General features: G+C 67.9%; 30 protein-coding genes. 17 read left to right on the top strand and 13 right to left on the bottom strand.

Annotated elements, in window-relative coordinates:
- Positions 1-48 precede the first annotated feature (48 nt).
- On the top strand, positions 49-474 hold the full coding sequence (locus Q8N10_RS04175) for a PaaI family thioesterase (protein WP_304775934.1): 426 nt from the start codon (positions 49-51) through the stop codon (positions 472-474).
- Here Q8N10_RS04175 and Q8N10_RS04170 read toward each other — a convergent pair.
- Positions 471-1310, bottom strand: coding sequence for an SDR family NAD(P)-dependent oxidoreductase (locus tag Q8N10_RS04170; protein ID WP_304775937.1), 840 nt, complete (start codon positions 1308-1310; stop codon positions 471-473). The two genes, Q8N10_RS04175 and Q8N10_RS04170, sit on opposite strands and share 4 nt — an antisense overlap.
- Positions 1311-1392: 82 nt before the next feature.
- On the opposite strand from Q8N10_RS04170, the gene Q8N10_RS04165 reads away from it, so the two are divergent.
- Positions 1393-2199 carry an alpha/beta fold hydrolase gene (locus Q8N10_RS04165; RefSeq protein WP_304775939.1) on the top strand — a complete coding sequence of 269 codons (807 nt, stop codon included), beginning with the start codon at positions 1393-1395 and terminating at the stop codon, positions 2197-2199.
- On the opposite strand, the gene Q8N10_RS04160 is transcribed toward Q8N10_RS04165, so the two are convergent.
- The gene (locus Q8N10_RS04160; RefSeq protein ID WP_304775941.1) at positions 2196-3608 is read right to left on the bottom strand and encodes an HWE histidine kinase domain-containing protein; all 1413 of its coding nucleotides are present in this window, start codon (positions 3606-3608) and stop codon (positions 2196-2198) included. The genes Q8N10_RS04165 and Q8N10_RS04160 overlap by 4 nt on opposite strands.
- A 198-nt stretch (positions 3609-3806) precedes the next feature.
- Between Q8N10_RS04160 and Q8N10_RS04155 the strand changes: the two genes are divergently transcribed.
- The 4 genes from Q8N10_RS04155 (at position 3807) to Q8N10_RS04140 (ending at position 5473) form a co-directional block, all read left to right on the top strand.
- Positions 3807-4130 (top strand): DUF883 family protein, encoded by a 324-nt coding sequence (locus Q8N10_RS04155; RefSeq protein WP_215338128.1) that lies wholly within the window; start codon positions 3807-3809, stop codon positions 4128-4130.
- A complete protein-coding gene (locus Q8N10_RS04150) occupies positions 4127-4528 on the top strand; it encodes a hypothetical protein (protein WP_304775943.1) in 402 nt (133 codons plus the stop codon). Before Q8N10_RS04155 ends, Q8N10_RS04150 begins: the two co-directional genes overlap by 4 nt.
- A 69-nt stretch (positions 4529-4597) precedes the next feature.
- Positions 4598-5275 carry a superoxide dismutase gene (locus tag Q8N10_RS04145; RefSeq protein ID WP_304775946.1) on the top strand — a complete coding sequence of 226 codons (678 nt, stop codon included), beginning with the start codon at positions 4598-4600 and terminating at the stop codon, positions 5273-5275.
- Positions 5276-5302: 27 nt separating this feature from the next.
- Complete coding sequence (locus Q8N10_RS04140) at positions 5303-5473, top strand: DUF1328 domain-containing protein (RefSeq protein ID WP_215338125.1); 171 nt, start codon at positions 5303-5305, stop codon at positions 5471-5473.
- Between the two features lie 69 nt (positions 5474-5542).
- On the opposite strand, the gene Q8N10_RS04135 is transcribed toward Q8N10_RS04140, so the two are convergent.
- From Q8N10_RS04135 to Q8N10_RS04125, 3 genes are read right to left on the bottom strand one after another with little or no spacing between them, the layout of a single operon-like run.
- Positions 5543-6319, bottom strand: coding sequence for a metallophosphoesterase (locus Q8N10_RS04135; RefSeq protein WP_304775950.1), 777 nt, complete (start codon positions 6317-6319; stop codon positions 5543-5545).
- The gene (locus Q8N10_RS04130) at positions 6319-7239 is read right to left on the bottom strand and encodes a diacylglycerol kinase family protein (protein ID WP_304775952.1); all 921 of its coding nucleotides are present in this window, start codon (positions 7237-7239) and stop codon (positions 6319-6321) included. Before Q8N10_RS04130 ends, Q8N10_RS04135 begins: the two co-directional genes overlap by 1 nt.
- A gap of 7 nt (positions 7240-7246) precedes the next feature.
- Positions 7247-7561 carry a hypothetical protein gene (locus Q8N10_RS04125; RefSeq protein ID WP_304775954.1) on the bottom strand — a complete coding sequence of 105 codons (315 nt, stop codon included), beginning with the start codon at positions 7559-7561 and terminating at the stop codon, positions 7247-7249.
- A gap of 165 nt (positions 7562-7726) precedes the next feature.
- Here Q8N10_RS04125 and Q8N10_RS04120 point away from each other — a divergent pair, with 165 nt between their 5' ends.
- Positions 7727-8185 carry an OmpA family protein gene (locus Q8N10_RS04120; RefSeq protein ID WP_304775956.1) on the top strand — a complete coding sequence of 153 codons (459 nt, stop codon included), beginning with the start codon at positions 7727-7729 and terminating at the stop codon, positions 8183-8185.
- Positions 8186-8375: 190 nt separating this feature from the next.
- Here Q8N10_RS04120 and Q8N10_RS04115 read toward each other — a convergent pair whose 3' ends face one another.
- Entirely contained in the window at positions 8376-8702 is a 327-nt protein-coding gene (locus Q8N10_RS04115) for a PRC-barrel domain-containing protein (protein ID WP_304775958.1), read from the bottom strand.
- Positions 8703-8848: 146 nt separating this feature from the next.
- On the opposite strand from Q8N10_RS04115, the gene Q8N10_RS04110 reads away from it, so the two are divergent.
- Both Q8N10_RS04110 and Q8N10_RS04105 read left to right on the top strand, forming a co-directional pair.
- Positions 8849-9052 carry a hypothetical protein gene (locus Q8N10_RS04110; protein ID WP_304775960.1) on the top strand — a complete coding sequence of 68 codons (204 nt, stop codon included), beginning with the start codon at positions 8849-8851 and terminating at the stop codon, positions 9050-9052.
- 20 nt (positions 9053-9072) lie between these two features.
- The gene (locus Q8N10_RS04105; protein ID WP_304775962.1) at positions 9073-9339 is read left to right on the top strand and encodes a hypothetical protein; all 267 of its coding nucleotides are present in this window, start codon (positions 9073-9075) and stop codon (positions 9337-9339) included.
- 69 nt (positions 9340-9408) lie between these two features.
- Here the strand turns inward: Q8N10_RS04105 and Q8N10_RS04100 are convergent, their stop codons facing one another.
- Together Q8N10_RS04100 and Q8N10_RS04095 are read right to left on the bottom strand one after the other, a co-directional pair.
- Entirely contained in the window at positions 9409-9582 is a 174-nt protein-coding gene (locus Q8N10_RS04100) for a DUF1328 domain-containing protein (RefSeq protein ID WP_304775964.1), read from the bottom strand.
- A 98-nt stretch (positions 9583-9680) separates the two neighbouring features.
- The gene (locus Q8N10_RS04095) at positions 9681-10475 is read right to left on the bottom strand and encodes a response regulator (protein WP_304775966.1); all 795 of its coding nucleotides are present in this window, start codon (positions 10473-10475) and stop codon (positions 9681-9683) included.
- A 164-nt stretch (positions 10476-10639) separates the two neighbouring features.
- Between Q8N10_RS04095 and Q8N10_RS04090 the strand changes: the two genes are divergently transcribed.
- From Q8N10_RS04090 to Q8N10_RS04075, 4 genes are read left to right on the top strand one after another with little or no spacing between them, the layout of a single operon-like run.
- A complete protein-coding gene (locus Q8N10_RS04090) occupies positions 10640-10888 on the top strand; it encodes a NepR family anti-sigma factor (protein WP_370690180.1) in 249 nt (82 codons plus the stop codon).
- Positions 10888-11493, top strand: a complete 606-nt coding sequence (locus tag Q8N10_RS04085; protein ID WP_304775969.1) for a sigma-70 family RNA polymerase sigma factor — start codon at positions 10888-10890, stop codon at positions 11491-11493. The genes Q8N10_RS04090 and Q8N10_RS04085 overlap by 1 nt, the downstream gene beginning before the upstream one ends.
- A 14-nt stretch (positions 11494-11507) precedes the next feature.
- Positions 11508-13232 carry a sensor histidine kinase gene (locus Q8N10_RS04080; RefSeq protein ID WP_304775971.1) on the top strand — a complete coding sequence of 575 codons (1725 nt, stop codon included), beginning with the start codon at positions 11508-11510 and terminating at the stop codon, positions 13230-13232.
- A 44-nt stretch (positions 13233-13276) separates the two neighbouring features.
- Positions 13277-13414 (top strand): entericidin A/B family lipoprotein, encoded by a 138-nt coding sequence (locus Q8N10_RS04075; RefSeq protein WP_304775974.1) that lies wholly within the window; start codon positions 13277-13279, stop codon positions 13412-13414.
- Between the two features lie 72 nt (positions 13415-13486).
- Here the strand turns inward: Q8N10_RS04075 and Q8N10_RS04070 are convergent, their stop codons facing one another.
- The 4 genes from Q8N10_RS04070 to chpT form a co-directional block, all read right to left on the bottom strand.
- Entirely contained in the window at positions 13487-14113 is a 627-nt protein-coding gene (locus tag Q8N10_RS04070) for a hypothetical protein (RefSeq protein ID WP_304775977.1), read from the bottom strand.
- A gap of 51 nt (positions 14114-14164) precedes the next feature.
- Complete coding sequence (locus Q8N10_RS04065) at positions 14165-14992, bottom strand: protein-glutamate O-methyltransferase CheR (RefSeq protein ID WP_304775980.1); 828 nt, start codon at positions 14990-14992, stop codon at positions 14165-14167.
- Complete coding sequence (locus Q8N10_RS04060; RefSeq protein ID WP_304775983.1) at positions 14989-15354, bottom strand: PleD family two-component system response regulator; 366 nt, start codon at positions 15352-15354, stop codon at positions 14989-14991. The genes Q8N10_RS04065 and Q8N10_RS04060 overlap by 4 nt, the downstream gene beginning before the upstream one ends.
- Positions 15355-15468: 114 nt before the next feature.
- Entirely contained in the window at positions 15469-16152 is a 684-nt protein-coding gene (gene chpT / locus Q8N10_RS04055) for a histidine phosphotransferase ChpT (RefSeq protein ID WP_304775985.1), read from the bottom strand.
- A gap of 66 nt (positions 16153-16218) precedes the next feature.
- Here chpT and Q8N10_RS04050 point away from each other — a divergent pair, with 66 nt between their 5' ends.
- Positions 16219-16419, top strand: a complete 201-nt coding sequence (locus Q8N10_RS04050) for a DUF3553 domain-containing protein (protein ID WP_304775988.1) — start codon at positions 16219-16221, stop codon at positions 16417-16419.
- The gene (gene cysQ / locus Q8N10_RS04045) at positions 16416-17186 is read left to right on the top strand and encodes a 3'(2'),5'-bisphosphate nucleotidase CysQ (protein ID WP_304775991.1); all 771 of its coding nucleotides are present in this window, start codon (positions 16416-16418) and stop codon (positions 17184-17186) included. The genes Q8N10_RS04050 and cysQ overlap by 4 nt, the downstream gene beginning before the upstream one ends.
- A gap of 7 nt (positions 17187-17193) precedes the next feature.
- On the opposite strand, the gene Q8N10_RS04040 is transcribed toward cysQ, so the two are convergent.
- Positions 17194-17394: a hypothetical protein gene (locus tag Q8N10_RS04040; protein ID WP_304775993.1), complete on the bottom strand. Its 201-nt coding sequence runs from the start codon at positions 17392-17394 to the stop codon at positions 17194-17196.
- A 198-nt stretch (positions 17395-17592) separates the two neighbouring features.
- Here Q8N10_RS04040 and Q8N10_RS04035 point away from each other — a divergent pair, with 198 nt between their 5' ends.
- Entirely contained in the window at positions 17593-18384 is a 792-nt protein-coding gene (locus tag Q8N10_RS04035; protein ID WP_304775995.1) for an enoyl-CoA hydratase/isomerase family protein, read from the top strand.
- Between the two features lie 42 nt (positions 18385-18426).
- Positions 18427-19611, top strand: a complete 1185-nt coding sequence (locus tag Q8N10_RS04030; protein ID WP_304775997.1) for an acyl-CoA dehydrogenase — start codon at positions 18427-18429, stop codon at positions 19609-19611.
- The last annotated feature ends 23 nt before the right edge of the window (positions 19612-19634 follow it).

Raw genomic sequence — 19634 nt, 5'->3', positions numbered from 1 at the left:
CTGAGCATAACTCGGATTGTCCGGGCCTCAACAGGGGAGGCACGACAGATGACCTGGGCGACGGAGCGGCTGGACGCGTTGAAGGCGGGGGCGACAGAGGTCCCGCCGGTGGTGACGACCCTGAGGATGGGAACCCTGGAGGACTGGGGCCCGGGCTGGGTGCGCAAGACTTGGCGACCCACGCCGGAGATCCTCAACGGCGATGGCTCGCTGTTCGGCGGCTATCTGGCCGCCCTGGCCGACCAGATCCTGGCCTTCGCGGCCATGACCGTCGTGCCCGACGAGACCTACTACCGCACCATCAATCTGCAGATGCAGTTCGTGAAGGTCGGCGCCGCCCGCCCCCTGACAATCGAGGGCCGGGTGACGGCGTCCACCCGCCAGCTGATCACCGTGGAGGCCGACTTCCGCCGCGAGGACGGCGAGCTGATCGCCCGCGCCGCCGCCCAGCAGATCCTGATGCCGAAGGTCTAGGAAGAGAGCCCCAGCCGCTTGCCGACCATGTTGTCCACAACGCGCCTGGGCAGGTTGGCCATCATGAAGGTGGTCAGGGGGTTGGGGGCGACGGTGTAGCGGACCTTGGGCTTGGGGGTGGTCAGGGCCTTGGCCACCGCCTCCCCGATAGCTTCCGGGCGCAGGCCGGCGGCGCCGCTGGAGGTCATGAAGGCGTGGACCTTCTGGAGGGCCGGATAGAAGGGGGTGTGGCGATAGGGCTCGATGTCCTCGGGACGCGCCTTGCCCCAGATCGGCGTGGCCACGGCGCCGGGGGCCACCACGATCACGTCGACACCGAACAGCATCAGCTCGCGGCGCAGGGCCTCCGACAGGCCCTCCACCGCGAACTTCGAGGCGTTGTAGGGCGCCAGGAAGGGCGAGCCGTTCTTGCCCCCCACCGAGCTGATATTGACGATTCGGCCCGAGGCCCCCTTGCCGCCCGCGTTCAGCAGCGGGGCGAAGGCTTGGGTCGCAATCACCACACCCGTCAGATTGACCTCGATCTGCTGGCGGAAGTCGGCGATGGGCAGGTGCAGCAGGGGGCCGGCGACCGCCACCCCGGCATTGTTCACCAGACCCATCAGGGTCTCGCCGGCCAGGGCGACCCGCACCTGCTCGGCGGCGGCGCGCACCGCGGCCTCGTCGGTGACGTCGAAGATCAGGGGGACGAAGCGGTCGCCGAATTCTTGACGCAGGCGGTCAGCGTCCGCGGCCTTCCGCACGCTGCCGAACACCCGGACCCCCTGTCCGGTCAGCACCTTGGTGATCCCCCAGCCGATGCCGGTGGAGACTCCCGTGACCACGACGCTCTTCATGATGCTTCCCCGCTTGCCTGGCTGCCCTGCTCGTCCGAACCTAGGCGAAGCTTGCGCCGCTGTCGCGGCAGGGAGAGTTCGTATGCCCACCGCCCACGTGAACGGCCTGAATCTCTATTATGAGCGGGCCGGATCTGGTCCGCCCCTGTTGTTCATTTCCGGCACCGGCGGCGACCTGCGCAACAAGCCCAACCAGTTCGACGGGCCGTTTCCCAAGGCCTTCGACATGGTGTCCTACGACCAGCGCGGCCTGGGGCGTTCGGACAAGCCCGATGTCGCCTACAGCATGGCTGACTATGCCGACGACGCCTCGGCCCTGATGGGGGAGCTGGGCATCGGGCGCGCCCACATTGTCGGCGTCTCCTTCGGCGGCATGGTGGCCCAGGAGCTTGTTCTGCGGCATCCGGGCCGGGTGGACCGGCTGGTCCTAGCCTGCACCTCGCCAGGTGGGGCCGGCGGCGCCTCCTTCCCCTTCCACGAGATCGACCATCTCAAGGGCGAGGCCCGCGCCAGACACCTGACGCCGATCTCCGATACCCGCCGCGACGCCGCTTGGGCGGAAGCCAACCCCGACACCTACCGGCAGATCATCGCCATCAGTTCAGCCGATCCCTATGGCGAGGAACCGGGTCACGAGATGGGTGCCCGGCGTCAGCTGGAGGCCCGCGCCCACCACGACACCTGGGACCGGCTGGACCAGATCGAGGCGCCGACCCTGATCGCCGCGGGCCGCTACGACGGCATCGCCCTGCCGGCGACCCAGGAGAACCTGGCCAGCCGGATCAAGGGCTCGACGTTGCGGTTCTTCGAGGGCGGCCACCTGTTCATGATCCAGGACCGCACGGCCACGGCGACCATGATCAGGTTCCTGAACGGCGAGGAGGTCTAGGCCGCGTTGAGCAGGGCCGAGACTGCGGCGGCCACCTGGGTCACGTCGTAGGGCTTGCGAATGATCGGAGCGTCGAAGCCGAGCGGCGCGCCGGTGTCGCCGTAGCCGGTGGCGAACACGAAGGGGATGCCGCGGGCCGCCAGGGCCTCGGCCACCGGATGCACCGAAAGACCGTTGAGGTTGGCGTCCAGCACGGCGGCGTCGATATGGCCGTCCAGCAGGGCCATGGCCTCCGCCAGTTCATAGGCCGGCCCCACCACCTCGGCGCCGGCGTCGGACAGGCCGGTCTCCAGCTCCAGGGCCAGCAGCACGGCGTCCTCGACGATCAATACCCGCGACCCGCGCAGGTCCGTCGGCCGGTCGGTCCTGGGCGTGGTTTCGAACACCCGGACCGCCGGGGCCTCGGGCACGTTTTCGGGCCGGTCCACCAGGGTCTGGGCCCCGGCGGTGACCCGCACCCGCACGCCGGCGGCGCGGAATTCGGGGACCACCTCGCCGTTCAGTTCGCGTCCGGTGACCTGTGCCAGCAAGGTGGCGCCGAAGCCCTTGTGTCCGGGGACGCCGACCGGGGGCCCGCCACTCTCGTTCCAGGTCAGTTCGAACCCGCCCTCCGGCCGCTCCGTCCAGCGGACATCGACCCGGCCGGTGTCGGTGGAAAGCGCCCCGAACTTCACCGCATTGGTGGCCAGTTCGTGCAGGGCCAGGGACAGGGCGTTGGCGGCCCGCGGCGTCAGGAACAGCTCGGGCCCCTCCCAACGGGTTTGACCAGGGGCGATGCCTCCGAGTTCGGCGGCCGCCAGATGGGCGATGGCCGCGCCACGCCAGCGAGCGGCCGTCAGAAGCTCGTTTGCCGAGCCCATGGACTTCAGCCGGCCGGCGAAGTTGGAGAGGAAGCTCTCGAGGGACGTGGTGCGCTTGGCGGTCTGGTAGGCCAGGGACTGGACCGCGGCGAGCACGTTCTTCACCCGATGGTCCACCTCGGCCATCAGGGTGCGGCGCTGGTCGTCTTCGACCCGGCTGTCAGTGATGTTCTGGACGACGCCACAGAGGGCGGTCATCTCGCCGGCGTCGTTCAGGACCTGGATCCCGGCCGCCCGCAACCAGATGATCTCGCCGTTAGGCCCTGGCTGCAGGCGGTACTCGGCCTCGTAGCGACCCTCGGCGCGGAGGCTCTCCTGAATCTGAAGGGTCAGGGCCTCCCTGTCGTCGGGATGCACGAACTCCTGAATATCCGCGGCGCCGTCTACGGGGATTTCACCGGACGGCATGCCGGTGATCGCGGCCATCCGATCGCTGACGATGAAAACGCCGCGGACGACGTCCCACTCGAACTCGCCCAGACGCGCAGCCTGGAGCGCGAGGTCGAGGCGCTTACGGTCCAGGTTCAGGCCGGCGGCCTTCTCACTCATGAGAAGACCATAGATCGCTGTTTGCGCCGATGCGACAGGAACCGTGGGCTGAGGGCCCCAATGCCGAACACAATTCGATCAGGCGCGACAGCTTTGCGCCGCAGCCGGAACCGGCCTAAGATGGTGGCGTTCTGGCTGTGCTTCCCCACGCTCGCAAGGCCTTGCGGGGGCTGCCCCTAATTTTCTGGAGATTCTTCAATGCCCGCGAACGCCGTCGAACGGACTGCCGAGGAAGCCAAGGCCGCCGCCAATTCCGTGGCCGAGGCCGCGACCCAACTGGCCAGCCAGGCCGAACGCAGCTTCGCCGAAGCCGCGAAGCGCTTTGAGAAGGTGGTCGCCGAGGGCATGGAGCAGGTTCGCGCCCAAAGCCGCACCTATGCCGACAACGCCGGCGAACATCTCGACGAAGCCCAGCGCTACGTCGTCGAGCGCGTTCGTGAGAAGCCCCTGATGGCCGCCGGCACCGCGCTGGGCGTTGGTCTCCTGGTGGGTCTGCTGCTCGCCAGCGGCCGCAACCGTTGATCTTCAAGAAAGCCGTTCTCTACGTCTCGGCCGTCTCCGCGCTTGGCGCGGCGGCGGTCGTTGTCGTCGTGGCGCTGGCCTTTACGCTCTATGCGGCCGTCCTGCCGCAGGTGGGGCCGGCCTGGGCCGCAGCCTCGGTCGCCGGTGCGGCCGCGGTGTTGATGGCGCTGTGCGCGATGGCGCTGCTGATCAAGGTGAACCCGCCGAGGCTTGGAAAACAGGCTGAGGAGCGAGACACCCTCACCCGGCTGATCGATCTCGCCAAGGAAAAGCCCATCGTCGCGGCCAGCGCCATCATCGGGGCCAGCCTGGTGGCGCTGAGGAATCCGAAGATCGTGGCCACGGTGCTCGCCACCGCCATGGCCACACGCTCCGCCGACAAGGCGAAGAAAAAGTAGCGAACCTCACGCAGGTTCAGGGGTTTCGGAAGGGACGGGCGTTTCACGCCCCCCACCCGGAACCCCGCCATGTTTGAACTGCCCCCCCTGCCCTACGACCACGCCGCCCTCGAGCCGGTGATCTCGCGCGCCACGATGGACGTGCATCACGGCAAGCATCACAAGAAGTACATCGAGACGCTGAACACCCTGCTGGCCAAGGCCGGCCGCACGCCGGACAGCCTGGAGGACGTGGTCCGGGAGGCCGTCGGCGATGACGCGGCCAGAAAGCTGTTCAACAACGCCGCCCAGGCTTGGAACCACACCTTCTTCTGGACCGCGATGAGCGCAGGGCGCCAGGCGCCCGATGGTGTTCTGACCCAGGCGATCGCCCGTGACTTCGGCGGACTCGAGGCCCTGAAGGCCGCCTTCGTGACGGAGGGCGCCGCCCACTTCGGCTCGGGCTGGGTCTGGCTGGCCGCCGAGGGCGAGACCCTCAAGGTGCTCTCCACCCATGACGCCGAGGACCTGCTGATCCATCGCGGCCTTACCCCCCTGCTGGTCTGTGACCTGTGGGAGCACGCCTACTATCTGGACCACAAGAATGACCGTGAGGGCTTCCTGAACGCCTGGTTCGACGCCCTGCCGAACTGGAGCTTCGCCAAGGGCCAGTACGCGGCGTCGCGTGGGGAAGGCCAAGCCTGGACCCATCCGGCGCCGGTGAAGCCCGCCACGGGAACGGCTGAGCTTGATGCACGTTCAAGCTAGGTACGCCAACCAACCGGAGCTTCCCCCATGCTGAGCTGGGCCCTGACCTTCCTGGTGGTCGCCTTGATCGCCGGCCTCCTTGGCTTCACCTCGATCGCGGGCGCCGCGATGGGTGTCGCCAAGATTCTGTTCTTCGTCTTCCTGGTGCTGTTCGTGGTCAGCCTCGTCATGCACCTCGTCCGCGGGCGAAGCGTCTAGACACGCCGCAGACGAAGGTCAAAGAGCGCGCCTCCGACCTGGTCGCGGGCGCGCTTTTCTTTGTGCGGGTCAGCGCCGCGTCAGCGACCAGGTGCGCTCCGACTCGTACTTGCTCCCAGTCCAGGCCTTGGCCGTGACCCGGATCTCGGCGCCGTCGGTCTCCACGATGTTGAATCCGGGCGGAACGCCGCGCTCGCGGATCGAAAGGGTTCCGCAACCCGCCGCGTAGGTCTTGCCGTCGCCATAGCCGTAGGGCCAGGTAAAGGGGGCGTGGATGTGCCCGCTCAGCACCAGGTCGACCCCGGCCTCGGCGAAGGCCTTGGCGGCGGCCTCCCCGTTCCAGACCTTGCCGGTCATGGGCCCGCCGATCATCTCAGTAAGCGGATGGTGGCAGACGACGATCTTCAAGGTGTCAGCCGGCGCCGCGGCGAACCAGGCCAGGGCCTCCTGCACCTGGTTGTCGGAAATCTGCCCCTTTGACCAATTGGCGCGGGGCTGGACCCCGCGCGCTGTGTTGACGCCGTACACCGCCAGGCCCGGCGCCAGATGAGTCTGGAAACGGGCGGGGCCGATGGCGCGCTCATAGCGGGCGAAGGGGGAGAACAGGCGATCATACCAGGCGAGGTACGGAGCGTCGTGATTGCCCGGCGTCACCAGCCTGGGTTCGGGAAGCTGCTTGAGCCATGCGGCGGCGGACGCGAACTCGCCCTTCTCGCCGAAGCGGGTCAGGTCGCCGGAGACCACCACCAGATCGAGCGGATCGGCGGCAAGACACTCGGTCGCTGCGGCCACCGCCTCGACGTTCTCGCCGCCGAAGTGGATGTCGGACAGGTGGGCGATGCGCATCAGCTCGCCGCCTTGACCGTCTCTTTGGGCACATCTCCGCCGGCCTCGGCGTGGTCTTGCTTGGGCGGAGCCAGTACCCGCGTGACCGCGCTTTTCCAGCTCACCTGGACGCTGGCCTTCAGACGCGCGGGCTCCCCGTCCAGCACGGCCGGTATGCCGCTCGAAGCCCAGACCCGGGCGTGCCGGCAGGCCACGGCCTCGACCGCGGGATCGTCGCGCCAATCGCCCATCACGCTATGCAGCCCGATGCGCAGCGCCTCGGCCACGCCGGTGGGATCGAGCGCCGCGGCCTCCAGGAACTGGTCGTCGTCATTCAGAGCGCGCGAGGCGATGGGGCACATGAAGGTCATGGCCTCGGCCTTGCCGCGCGTCGCGCCGTCGAGGCTGTAGCGCAGGCGGCCGGAAAAGGCCCGGCGCCACGCTCGCCGGGCCCGGTGGAAGGCGATCACCGGGCGACCCTCGCGCACCGCCTCGCGGGCGGGCGCCAGCAAGGCTCCGGAGCCAAGGATGGCCGCCACCAGGAACAGGCGACCGTCCACCACGCCACCGCCGATCGTGCGTTCCTCGCCCTGTTCAAGGGTGTCGCGCAGGGCGGCCTTCCAGTCGGTGGTCCCATAGACCGCCTTGGGCAGCATATTCATGGTCCCGCCCGGCAAGGGCGCGATCATCGGTCCGTCCATGCCGCAAAGCTCGGCCGCGGCGCGCGCGGTGCCGTCACCGGCCAGGATCACCAGCAGGTCGGGGGCCCGGTCGATGGCGGCCTGCAGGCAGCCCGCCAGGTCGCCGCCCTCGGGCACGCACACATTGGCCTTGCCGCCGAACTCGGCCAGCAGGGCACGCGCCTCGTCAGGCGCTGCGGCTCCGACACTGCCCGAGGCGGTGTTGGCGATCAGTTCGATGCTGCGGATCGTGGCCCCCATGCGGAGCTCAGCTTTCCGTCTGGCGGAAGGTCTTGGCCTTCAGGTCACGAGCGGCGTCCATGACCACGGGCTGAGCATGATTGGTGGCCAGGGCCAAGCCATGATCGACGATTCCGCCCCTGCGGGCGAAGGACCCTTCCATGACGGCCGGGGCCAGCACCAGGCCGCCCACAAGGGCGGCGGCGAAGGTCAGGGTCATCATGATCGGGTGACGCTTGCGCGCCTTGCGCTCGTCACGGCGGCCACGCTCACCGGCGTCGCGAACCTCCTGCTCTTCGTGCGTCAGGGCGTCGGGCGAAGTGTTGCGGCGCTTCCACAGCATGATCGTGGTCTCCGGTCGCTTGTTGGACTCACGAAACGGTGGAGGCTGTTGGGGGTTCCCCTTGCGACGGCGTCGAACGCGGAGCGTCGCCAGGCGTTGCTGCTGTGGATGGCTATGCCGCGGCGCTGGGCTATGGTGGCGGCCTGTTCCAAGAAGGTGTGGCTGATGACGATGGTTCGTGGACTTGGTGCGGCGGTTCTGGTGGTGTCGGTCCTGGGGGCCGGCTGCACGACAATGACCAGCGCCCGCGACCGCATCGTCACGCGCGAGGCGAGTTGCGCCGACGTGACGGCGGAGATTTACTTCGAGCCTGACTCCGCTGAGGTCACCAAGGAAGGCCGCGCCGTCCTGCGCGCCGCCGCCGATCAGGCCAAGGGCTGTCAGGTGGACAAGGTTCTGGTCATGGGCCTGGCCGACGCCGCCGGCGCTCCGGCCGCCAACCTGGAACTCTCCAGGCAGAGGGCGTCTTCCGTCACCCAGGCGCTGGCCGCCAGCGGCCTGCCCGCCGCCGAATTGGATCTGAGCGCCGCGGGTCAGGCCGGCTCCACCACCACCGGCGGCGACAATCGGCCCCTGCGCCGTCGCGCCGACGTTACTCTCAAGCTCTCGACCCCGCGCAACTAGGCCGGCAGGGCGCAAAGAAAGGGCGGCTCTGGGGGGAGCCGCCTTGAAGGTGTGCACGTCGAGAATGGGGTGCGAAGGCGGCAGACCGGCGTGTGCGCCGGCCTCAAGTCGGGGGGGGCGTCGCCGCCTTCGCAAATATCAAACACACCGCAAAATCCTTTGTTCCCGTTTTGCGAGGGTTTTTCAGAATTTATTTCACCGCCAGATTCACCGCCGGCATGGAGTCGAACTCCGCCTTGCTGAGCGGGATGACAAAGCGATCGCCGTCCGCGCTCAGGGCCTTGTAGGGCAGGCTGCGCGGGCCGGTCGGGCGTGCGCCCTTCGGCTGAACCAGGACCTGCAGCGGGCGTCCGTCGGCGCCGGCGATCACCTTGGCGATCGTCCCCACCACCGCGCCATCGGAGGCGCGGACTTCGCGACCTTCCAGGGCCGCGCCCTGCGCAGAGGCGAGGTTGGCGAAGGCGAACATGAGACCGGCGGCGAGGCCGGCGGCGAGAACGTACCTGGGCTTGATCATGATGCTCAATAGATGGGGAGGCCGCGACCTCATTGCGACTCATCTTGCCGCAACCCACCTGAACCGTCGATGAGCGGGAACAGCAGCAGGGCTGTGGCGTTAGCAAGATGCGGGCGTCCGGCTCGCGTCGAACTCGGGGGTCCCCCATGATCCGCGCCTTTGATGCGCCCACCAGCGGAGTGGTCAATTTCACCGCGCCGAGCCCGCGCCAGCGCCAGACGCGCCGCCGCACCGCCGCCATTGCGGTGGTCTTGGGGGTCGCCTTCGCCGGCGGCCTGATCGGCCAGCTCAGCGCACGCGACGCCGCAGGCCCGGTTCCCCCCGGTCCATTCAGCTATTTCCCGAACTAGGTAACTAAGGAGCCACCCCCATGGCCGTCCTCTCCCGCAATTCCGACCACCCCGTCCTCAACGCCACTCGCGCCCGCCAGGGCCGTTTTGGTCGTCATGTCTTCTGGGTGCTGCTGGTCTCCACCGCCCTTGCCGCCATGGCTCTGTTCGGCGCCTGGACCTGGCAGGCCGACAACCTCGCCTCCACCGAGGTCAACAATGCGCGCCAGCCGGCCGATGCTCAGATCTTTGACGCCGGAGCGCCGGCCGAGAACACCCAGCAGACGTCGCCCGACGCCCCGCGATAAGGCTCTCGCACCTACAATGCAAAACGGCCGCCCACTGGGCGGCCGTTTTCATATCTCGATGTCGGTGGATCAGAGGACCGACTGCCCCCGCACCGCGCGGATGACAAAGCTGCCCACCAGCAGCACCAGGAAGATGACGAACAGCACCTTGGCCACGGTGGCGGCGAGGCCCGCAAGGCCCATGAAGCCCAGGAGGCCCGCCACGATGGCGAGGACGGCGAAGGTCAAGGACCAGCCCAGCATGAAATCGACTCCGGAACCATGGCCCCGCCCGACGCGGCGGCCTGACAACGAAAACGCCGGCGCGAGGCCGGCGTTCCGTTCAAGCCATGGCTCGAAGATCAGGCGGCTTGCTTGGCGTTCCGGGGATGGAAGAACAAGGCCTGGCCGATCGCCGCCTTCACCGTTTCGGGCTGGAAAGGTTTGGTGATCAGGAAGGTGGGCTCGGGGCGCTCACCGGTCAGCAGGCGTTCCGGGAAGGCGGTGATGAAGATCACCGGCACATCGTAGCGGGCCAGGATGTCCTTCACGGCGTCGATCCCGGAGGAGCCGTCGGCCAGCTGGATGTCGGCCAGCACCAAGCCCGGGACCTTGCGATTGACCGCGTCGACCGCCTCGGTTCGGGTTGCGGCGATATCCACCACGGTGTGGCCCAGTTCGGTGACCAGGGCCTCAATGTCCGCGGCGATCACCGGTTCATCCTCGATGATCAGGACGTCGGTGGCCAATTCGGCGTCGATCTCAGCTTGCGCCTCGCCGATCAGTCCCTCCACCTCGGCGAAGTCGGCGCCCAGGATCTGTGCGGCCTCCGACGGCGTAAAGCCCTCAAGAGCGGTCAGCAGGAAGGCCTGGCGCGACCGGGGCGCGATCCGCATCAGCCGGCCACTGGCGTCGTCGCTCGTGACACCGCCATCGCGGGGCTCAAGCTTGGCGCCCGTGCTCAGCCAGATGGCGTGGAAGACGTGGTAGAGCGCCACCCGCGGCGTGAGATTGGCCTCGAGGACCCTCTCGCCAGCCGCCAGGGCCTCCAGCGCGACACGGACATAGTGATCACCGGTGGTTTGATCGCCGGTGAGGGCGCGGGCATAGCGGCGCACATAAGGAAGATGCGGCGCCAGTCGGGCTAGCAGACTCAAGGTTTTACCCTCCCCGTTTTAGGAACACGCGACCACGTCGGGATAACCCGCCCGATAGCGCTCAGCATAGCGCCGGAAACGTCGCTGTGGGGAACCGGTTCCCTAAGGCGTGCGTTTTGTCCATCCTAGAGCGCGATCATGGGAACCGGAACCGGAGCGGGGCGTTGACGGGCGACGATGACCAATCGAGGGGGCAAGCGCCGCGCAAGCGGGGCGCCGAGGACATGATCGAACCAGCATCCAATGTGGACCCGCGGAAAGTCTCCGCGGTTCTCGACGAAGCCCGACTTCGGCAGCAGGCCATTGGCGCGCGTCTGCGCCAGATGTTTGACGAGGTCGTCAACGAGCCGGTCCCCGACGAATTCCTGGATATCCTCCGCAAGGCTGACAAGCGTTCTTCGGAGAACGGCTAATGGCCGGGGACGATTCCAAGAACGCCAACCGCTCGGCTGCGGATGACGAGGCGTTCAAGCGCGAACTCGTCAAACTGATCCCCCACCTGCGCGCCTTCGCACGGACCCTGGCCGGAGAACCGGCCGGCGCGGACGATCTGGCGCAGGACGCCATGATGAAGGCCTGGGACGCGCGCAACAGCTTCCAGATGGGCACCAACATGAAGGCCTGGACCTTCATGATCCTGCGCAACCAGTTCTATTCGGAGAAGCGTCGGTCCTGGCGGCAAAGCCAGCTCGACCAGGAAGCCGCCGAGCGGACCCTGGTGGCGGTGGACGACCCCGAGGCGCCCGTCGCCCTGGACGAATTGCGCCTGTCGCTGGCCATGCTGCCGGCAGAGCAGCGTGAAGCCCTGGTGCTGGTGGGCGCTGGAGGCTTCGCCTATGAGGAGGCAGCCGAAATCTGCAACTGCGCGGTCGGCACCGTGAAGAGCCGGGTCAGCCGCGCGCGGCGCGCCCTGCACGCGATCCTCGACGACGGGGCCTATGATCGTGATGGTGGAGCCGCCGGCGACGCGATGCGCTCCATCCTGGCGGATGCGGAGCGCCTCTCTAGCGCCCGCTAGGCGACGGGCAAGACATGATCACATCCCCCTGGGGTTCTCTGTCGACGATCCGGGTGCGCCTTACCGCCGCGCTGGCCGCGGCCCTGTTGCCGGTGCTGATCCTCGGCGCGATCCAGTCCTCCATGGCCTTCCGTCGAGAGGGCGAGATCGTCCGCCAGAACCTCGCCGCCTCGGCCGAGCGCAGCGCCGCCACGGCGCGGGCCCGGATGGAGGCCGCTGACATCCTGCTGGAAACCTTGGCGCCGGCTTCCGTCGGCCTCCAGTGCGCCCAGCGCCTGGCCGAGGTGACCCAGCGCATCCCCGGCTATTCAAACCTGATCCGTTTCGACCGGCGCGGCCGGGTCGCCTGCGCCGCTCATGATGTTCCCAGCGACCCTGCCCGCGCCGAGCGCCCCTGGTTCCGGCAGCTCGCCGAGGGCGACAACCTGGTGGTCACCCGCGATCCCGGCGCCATCTATGGCCGCGAACCGGTGCTGTTGGCGGCGGTCCGCTCCACCGATCCCAAGGTCGGCTTTGACGGCGCCCTGGTGGCGGTGATCTCCCTGCAGAGCCTGGCCCCGCGCCTGGCCGACCGTTCCCTGCCCGACGAGGCCGAGGTGGCCCTTGCCGATGGGCAGGGCGACTACATGAACCTCACCGACCGCGAGGCGTTTCCCGCCTTGCCGCGCGACTGGCGCGCCCGCGCCGACGCCAAGGGCTCGGTGGTCTGGTACGCCGAGGATCGCCGCGGCCAGCGCCGGGTCTACTCCGCCGCGCCGCTGGTGGGGGACGACCTCTATGTGATCCTCTCGGCCAGGGCCCAGGGCCTGTTCTCCTGGGCGCGGCTCAACCCCCTGACCGGCCTGCTCTTCCCAATCCTGGCCTTCGTTCTGGCCCTGCTGGCGGTGCTGGTGGTGACCGAGCGGGTGGTGATCCGCTGGATCGCTTATCTGCAGAGGATCGCGGCGCTCTATGCCCGGGGCCGCCTGACGGTGCGTCCGGTCCAGGCCGAACAGGCACCGCCGGAAATCCGCGACCTGGCCGAAACCCTGGAGCAGATGGCCGACGCCATCGTCGGGCGCGACGCCACCCTGCGCGACAACCTGGCCCAGAAGGACGCGCTGATGCGCGAGATCCATCACCGGGTGAAGAACAACCTGCAGGTCATCTCCTCGCTGCTCAACATGCAGCAGCGCGCCCTCACCGACCCCGCCGCCCGGGCGGCCATGTCCGACACCCGCCAGAGGATCACCGCCCTCGCCCTTATCTATCGCGCTCTGTATCAGGGCCCGGACCTGAAGAAGGTCGATCTGCGGCCCTTCCTGGAGGAGCTGACCGGCCAGCTCATCTCCGCCGAGGCCCTGCATGGGGGCCCGGTGAAGACCGAGATACATGTGGACGCCCTGGTGATCGACCCCGACAGGCTGGCGCCGCTCGCCCTGTTCGCCGTCGAGGCGATCACCAACGCCCAGAAGCACGCCTTCGCGGGCCGGGGCGGCACGCTGACGGTCACTTTCAAGGTGCGTGGCGACGAGGCGGAGCTGGATATCAGCGACGACGGGCAGTCCAGCAATGACGTGCTTACGGCGTCCGGCGTGGGCAGGACCCTGATGACCGCCTTCGCCCGTCAGCTGCGCGGTCGGACCGAGTTGGTGCGCAATGAAACCGGCGGCGTGACGGTCCGGCTCGTCTTCCCGACCCCCGGTCTCGAAAATACAGTGAAGCCTGAGGACCAATCAGGGAACCAGGCTGCAGCCTGACCGTTCGTCTCCCGCAAGTTCAACATCCCCGGGGAGACACCCATATGCGTAAGCTCGCTCTACTGGCCGTCGTGGCCGCCACCTTCGCCATTTCCGCCTGCAACACCCTGTCGGGTGCTGGCCAGGACGTGTCCGCCGCCGGTTCGGCTGTGACCAACACCGCCGAAGACGCAAAGAACTAAGACCTACAAGCCTCACTCGGGCCGAACGTCCCGCCGCAGTTTCTGCGGCGGGATTTTTCGTGGGCGAAGGGGTCAGTCGCCGCCGAACCAGACGAACGCCCGGTTGAGCTTCTGGCCCATGGCCGCGAGCGCTCCGTCCAGCACGGTCTCCTCAGCCCCGCCGGCCTGGACCCGCTCCAGGGCCTTGGCGTCGATCCGACCGTCGAAGCTGACCTCTCCCAGCACATCGTCCCGGCCGTGGAAGCTCAGCTGCTCGGACGTGATTCTGTAGGCCGTGGGCAGAACCCGCCGGCTGACCTCGTGATAGGGCTGGCCCAGCTCGTTCTCCCGCTGGGGGCTGGTCACGTCGTCGAACTCCAGCATCACCGGAGCGTAGTTGGGCGAGATCCTCTGGCCCTTTTCGTAGCTGGCGAACTCCTCGGGCGAGCCCAGATGCAGCTGGCGGAGCTTGAAATTTCCGAACTGGACGGGCGCCTTGGGGAAATAATAGCCGAACAGGTTGAGGCCTGGCTGATGGAAGAAGCCAGTCAGGCGGGCGGCAGGAGCCGGTGTCGCCACGTGTCCCGGCGGCGCGACAGGCGGTGTCGGCTGTCCCGGAGAGACCGGCGCGGACGGCTCCTGGGTGGGCTTGTTGCAGCTGGCCAGCGCCAGGGTGGCGGCCAGGATCGCGGCGGTCGCGGACAACAGGCGCTTGGACATCGAAAAATTCCCCGAGTGATGGGGGTAGTCTAGGGGGTGTGGCTCCGCCTGTCAGGCGACGGCGCGAAAGGAAGGATTGCGGGCGTAGAGCCCGGGTCGCCCGCTGACGGGCTGGAAGGCCTCCGAAAGGCCGGTGGCGGTCTCCCCCAGGCCCAGGAACAGGAAGCCGTCGGGGCTCAGAGCCCGGGCCAGGTTCTCCAGCAGGCGGGCCCGCATCGGCTCCACCATGCCGTTCAGCACATATCGGCAGAAGATCACGTCGAAGCGGCCGGCCGCCGAGAGGTCGGCCACCAGGTTGATGCGCCGCCAGCGGACCATCTGACGGATCCGCGGGGCGAGCGCCCACATTTCGTCGGCCTTCTCGAAGTGGCGCACCAGCTGGCGGATCGGCAGGCCGCGCTGGATCTCGAACTGGGTGTAGAGGCCGCTCTGGGCCTTTTCCAGGGCGCGCTCGGAGAGGTCCGAGGCGAACAGCTCCAGCTTGGCGCCCGGAATCAGCGCCCGCTGATCCTCGATGGTCATGGCGAGGGAATAGACTTCCTGGCCCGAACCGCAGGCCGCGCTCCAGATGCGGATCGGCTCGCCGTCGCGCAGCCGCGCGAGGGTGGGCAGGATTTCGTCCCGGAACAGGGCGAAGGGCGCGCGGTCGCGGAAGAAGGCGGTCTCGCTGGAGGCCATGCACTCGACGATCGCCCAGGCCAGCCGGTCCTCACGCTTGGTGCGCAGGGTGGCGATCATCTCGTCGATGGAGCCGAAGTTCTCACGCCGCGCCACCGGGCCCAGGCGGCTCTCCAGCAGGTAGGTCTTGTGCGGGTCGACGAAGAGCCCGGCACGGGCCGCGCAGAGCTGGACCACCAGATCGATGTCCTCGGACCTCATGCCAGTCCGGCCTCGGCGAACTTCGAGGCGATGATGTCGCCGTCGAAGGGCTTCATGATGTACTCGTTGGCGCCGCAGTCGAGCGCCTCGCGGATGCGTTCGATGTCATTCTCGACGGTGCAGAACACCACGGTGGGCCTGTCGCCGCCCGGCTCCTGCCGCAGGTGGCGCAGGAACTCGATCCCCGTCATCACCGGCATGTTCCAGTCCAGCAGCACCGCATCAGGCATGGCCGCCCGGCACCAGGCAAGCGCCTCCATCCCGTCGGACGCCTCGGCGATCTCGAAGCCGATGTCCTCCAGAATCCGTCGGGCGACCTTGCGGATCACCCGGCTGTCGTCAACGACGAGGCAGGTCTTCAACGGGATACTCCACCCTTCAACCGTCTTCTCGCGCGCGGTTGGTTAAGGAGCCGTATTAACCCGCCCGGAATTCACATTTCGCGCGGCTAGGTCGCAGGCCGATGTGACGGCCGCTCAGGCCGGAATGCTGGCCGCGAAGGTGACCTGCTCTTCAGTGACGTCGGCGAAGATTCGGCCGCCCGCGTCGGTCAGGAACAGGTGGACGTAATAGGCCTGGACCCAGTGGCCGTGCAGTCCCTCCCCCATGGCCTCGCCGCGCAGACCGGCCAGGACCTCGGAGCGCAGGCGGGCGCGGGGACCGATGGCCTCCACCGCGAGCACCACGGTGGCGCCCTCCACCACCGCGCGGATCTTGGCGACGCCGCCGGTGGGCAGGGCCGCGCCGGCCATCTGGGCCAGGTTGAGAATGGCCCGCGCCGCCGGTTTGTTCAGTGAGGCAGGCTCCACCTGCCAGTCCATTTCGGCGCGCATATGGGCGAAGACACCCTGGGCCAGCTTGGCCAGTTCGCGGGCGTCGAACATCTCTGCCGTCGCCGACGCGCCGAAGGCGACCCGGGTGAAGGACAGCAGGTCGGCCAGTTTGCGCGCGCTGCCGGCGATCAGGTTCATGGCGTCTTCGCGCATGTCCTGGGCGCTGGGATCATCCAGCAGGTCGAGGCCCGAGACGATGGCGCTCGCGGGGCTGATGAAGTCGTGACACATCCGCGCCGCCAGATATGCGGCGACCTCGGCGGTGCGCGGCGCCGGGGGGAGCTCCCCGGAGGGTTCGGCGGGGGCGTTCTGGTCGATGTCTGACATGAGGCCTCGAACTTGGCCTGATTTGGCGCTTTGGCAAAGCGGGGCAGGCGGATAGGTAACCGCCTCATGAGCGGTTCCGATCCCTTCCTCCAGCCCGGCGTCATCGTGCGCCATCCAGGCCGGGACGACTGGGGGCCGGGTCAGGTGCAGTCGGTGGCGGGGCGCAAGGTGACGGTGAATTTCCAGGAAGCGGGCAAGCAGGTGATCGACACTGCGATCGTGCCCCTGACCTTTGTGAGCGATGACCCCCGGAGCGTCAGGCGATGAGCAGTTTCAACACCGATGTCGGCGCCCTGCTGGCCGACATCGTCGAAGAGGCCGGCCGCCTGGTCCTGCCGCTTTGGAAGTCAGGCCTTGAGGTCTTCTCCAAGGCCGACGAGAGCCCGGTCACCGAGGCCGACCGGCGCGGCGAGGCCCTGATCCTGCAGCGGCTTGAGACCCACTTCCCGGGGGTCCACGTGATCTCCGAGGAGGACGCCAGCGAGTTCGGGACCCCCGACGCCGTGGGCGAGCGCTTCTTCCTGGTGGATCCGGTGGACGGCACCAAGGCCTTCGTGCGCGGCGACCCCAACTTCACGGTCAATATCGCCCTGATCGAACATCGTCGTCCCGTGGCCGGAGCCGTCTGCGCCCCGGCCTCGGGCGAGACCTGGTACACTCAGGCCGGCCAGACGATGAAGCGCGTGGTGGGCGAGGCGGGCAGGCCGGTCCAGGCCCGGGCCTGGCCTCAGGGCAAGGCCGTCGCCCTGGTCAGTCACACCATGAAGGAAGAGACGATCAAGGCCCTGGCCGACAAGTACGGCTTCGACACCCCCAGCGCGATGGATTCCTCCATCAAGTTCTGCCGTCTGGCGGAAGGCTCGGCTGATGTCTATCCGCGCCATGGCCCGACGATGGAGTGGGACATCGCCGCCGGCCACGCCGTGCTGGAAGCGGCGGGGGGAAGCGTGCTGACGCCGGAAGGCGAGACCTTCGTCTACGGCAAGGCCGACGAGAAATTCCGCAACGGCTGGTTCGTGGCGCGGGGCAAGTAAGGCCGCGCTAGATGGCCTTGCGGCTGTCCCAGTCGACAGAGTCCAAGGAAATCGGCGCCGCGGCGTGGGTTCGGGAATAGGCGGTGGCGACGCTGCCCGCGCCCGCGACCATGTAGATCGCAAAGCCGACGAAGAATGCGAACACGGCCAGCACCACGAAGGGCCGGACCAGGTCGAACGGGTTGGACTCGGTACGGGTAAGCGACATGGGTGGTCCCTTGGTCTTGAACGCCTGACACGGGAACGACCGACCGTCGCGGAAGGTTGCGACGTTCTGCACACAGACTCACATGATTCGCGCGGAGCGCGAGTGGGCGGACTGTCGTACGGTCGACACCTCTGTTTCAGATCGCCCTTGCCTCCCCGCGCAAGGAACGTGAGGGTCGCGATAAAAGGGGAGACGCGGATGACCTGGCAGACGATCGAGTATGAGACCCGCGGCCACGCCGGCATCATCACCCTGAATCGCCCGGAAAAGCTGAACGCCATAAGTGGCGAACTGCGCGCCGACGTCCACGCCGCCTTCGCCCTGGCGCGCGAGGACGACAATATCCGCGCGGTGATTCTCACCGGGGCCGGGCGGGGCTTCTGTTCCGGGGCCGACCTGACCGGCCAGGCGCCTCCCCCTGAGACAAGCCAGAACGCACGGCTTGACGAGATGAGCTGGGTGGGGCGGTGGGCGAGGCTGTTCCACGACTTCGACAAGCCGCTGATCGGCGCCATCAATGGGGTCTGCGCGGGCGCCGGCATGAGTGCGGCGCTCGGCTGCGACGTCCGCATCGGCTCCGAGCACGCCCGCTTCAAGACCACCTTCGTCGAGCGCAGCCTGTCGCCCGACTCAGGGATGAGCTGGCTGCTGCCGCGCATCGTCGGCTATGCTGACGCCGCCGATCTGATCCTGACCAGCCGCATGGTCCTGGCCGACGAGGCGAAGTCCCTGGGCCTGCTCAATCGCCTGGTGGCCCACGACCAGCTTCTCGACGCGGCCCTGGCCTATGCCGAGGAGATCACCCGCTGGCCGCCGCTGGCGGTGCGCACCGCCAAGAAGGTGCTGCAGACCAACTTCGAAAGCGACCTCGACACCGCCCTGAAATACGAATCCGTCGGCCTCTCCTTCGCCCGTCGGGCCACCAATGACGTGAAGGAGTCTCGCGCCTCGTTCCTGGAGAAGCGCAAAGGCGTCTACACAGGGACCTGACTTGGCGTCATAAGGCCTGCAGTTTTAGCGCAGGAAAAAACCATGGCTCAGGACAGCGCCGCCAAGACCTTCGACTGGGAAGATCCCCTGGACATGAAGTCCCGGCTCTCCGAGGAGGAGACCATGGTCTGGGACGCGGCCCGGTCCTATGCCCGCGAGAAGCTGCTGCCCCGGGTGGTCTCTGCCTATGCCGAGGAGCGGTTCGACCGCGAGATCATGACCGAGATGGGCGCCCTGGGTTTCCTTGGCCCCACGCTGCCGGAGGAGTACGGCGGCGCCGGCGTCAACCACGTGGCCTACGGTCTGATCGCCCGCGAGATCGAGGCGATCGACTCCGGCTACCGTTCGGCCATGAGCGTCCAGTCGTCCCTGGTGATGTACCCGATCTACGCCTTCGGATCAGAAGAGCAGAAGCGCAAGTACCTGCCCGGCATGGCCAAGGGTGAGATCATCGGCTGTTTCGGCCTGACCGAGGCCGACGGCGGGTCCGACCCCGCCTCCATGCGCACCGTGGCCCGCAAGGCGCCCGGCGGCTACACCTTGAACGGCTCCAAGATGTGGATCAGCAACTCGCCGATCTGCGACGTCGCCCTGGTCTGGGCCAAGCTGGACGGGGTGATCCGCGGCTTCCTGGTGGACCGGGGCTCGGAGGGTTTCGAGACGCCGAAGATCCAGAACAAGCTGTCCCTGCGCGCCTCCATCACCGGCGAGATCGCACTCGCCGACGTCTTCGTGCCGGAAGACCAGATGCTGCCCAATGTCTCTGGCCTGCGGGGCCCGTTCTCCTGCCTGAACAAGGCCCGCTACGGCATTTCCTGGGGGGCCATGGGCGCGGCGGAATTCTGCCTGCACGCCAGCCGCGACTACACCAAGACCCGCAGCGTGTTCGGCAAACCGCTGGCCGCCCGTCAACTGGTGCAGAAGAAGCTGGCCGACATGCAGACCGAGATCGCGCTCGGCTTCGAGGGCTCCCTGGCGCTGGGCCGCCTGCTGGACCAGGGCGCCTGGGTGCCGGAAGCCATCAGCCTGATGAAGCGCAACAACTGCGGCAAGGCGCTGGCCATCGCCCGCGAGGCCCGCGACATCCACGGCGGCAACGGGATTTCCGGCGAGTACCATGTGATGCGTCACGCGGCGAACCTGGAGACCGTCAACACCTATGAAGGCGCTCACGACGTCCACGCCCTGATCCTGGGCCGGGCCATCACCGGCGAGAACGCCTTCTAAGGCGCAGCGGCCGGCAGGCGACC

The organism is Phenylobacterium sp. (genome assembly GCF_030693625.1).
Lineage (GTDB): Bacteria > Pseudomonadota > Alphaproteobacteria > Caulobacterales > Caulobacteraceae > Phenylobacterium > Phenylobacterium ferrooxidans.
The sequence above is the reverse complement of the archived record's forward strand: the minus strand, read 5'-3'. Positions and strand labels throughout refer to the sequence as shown.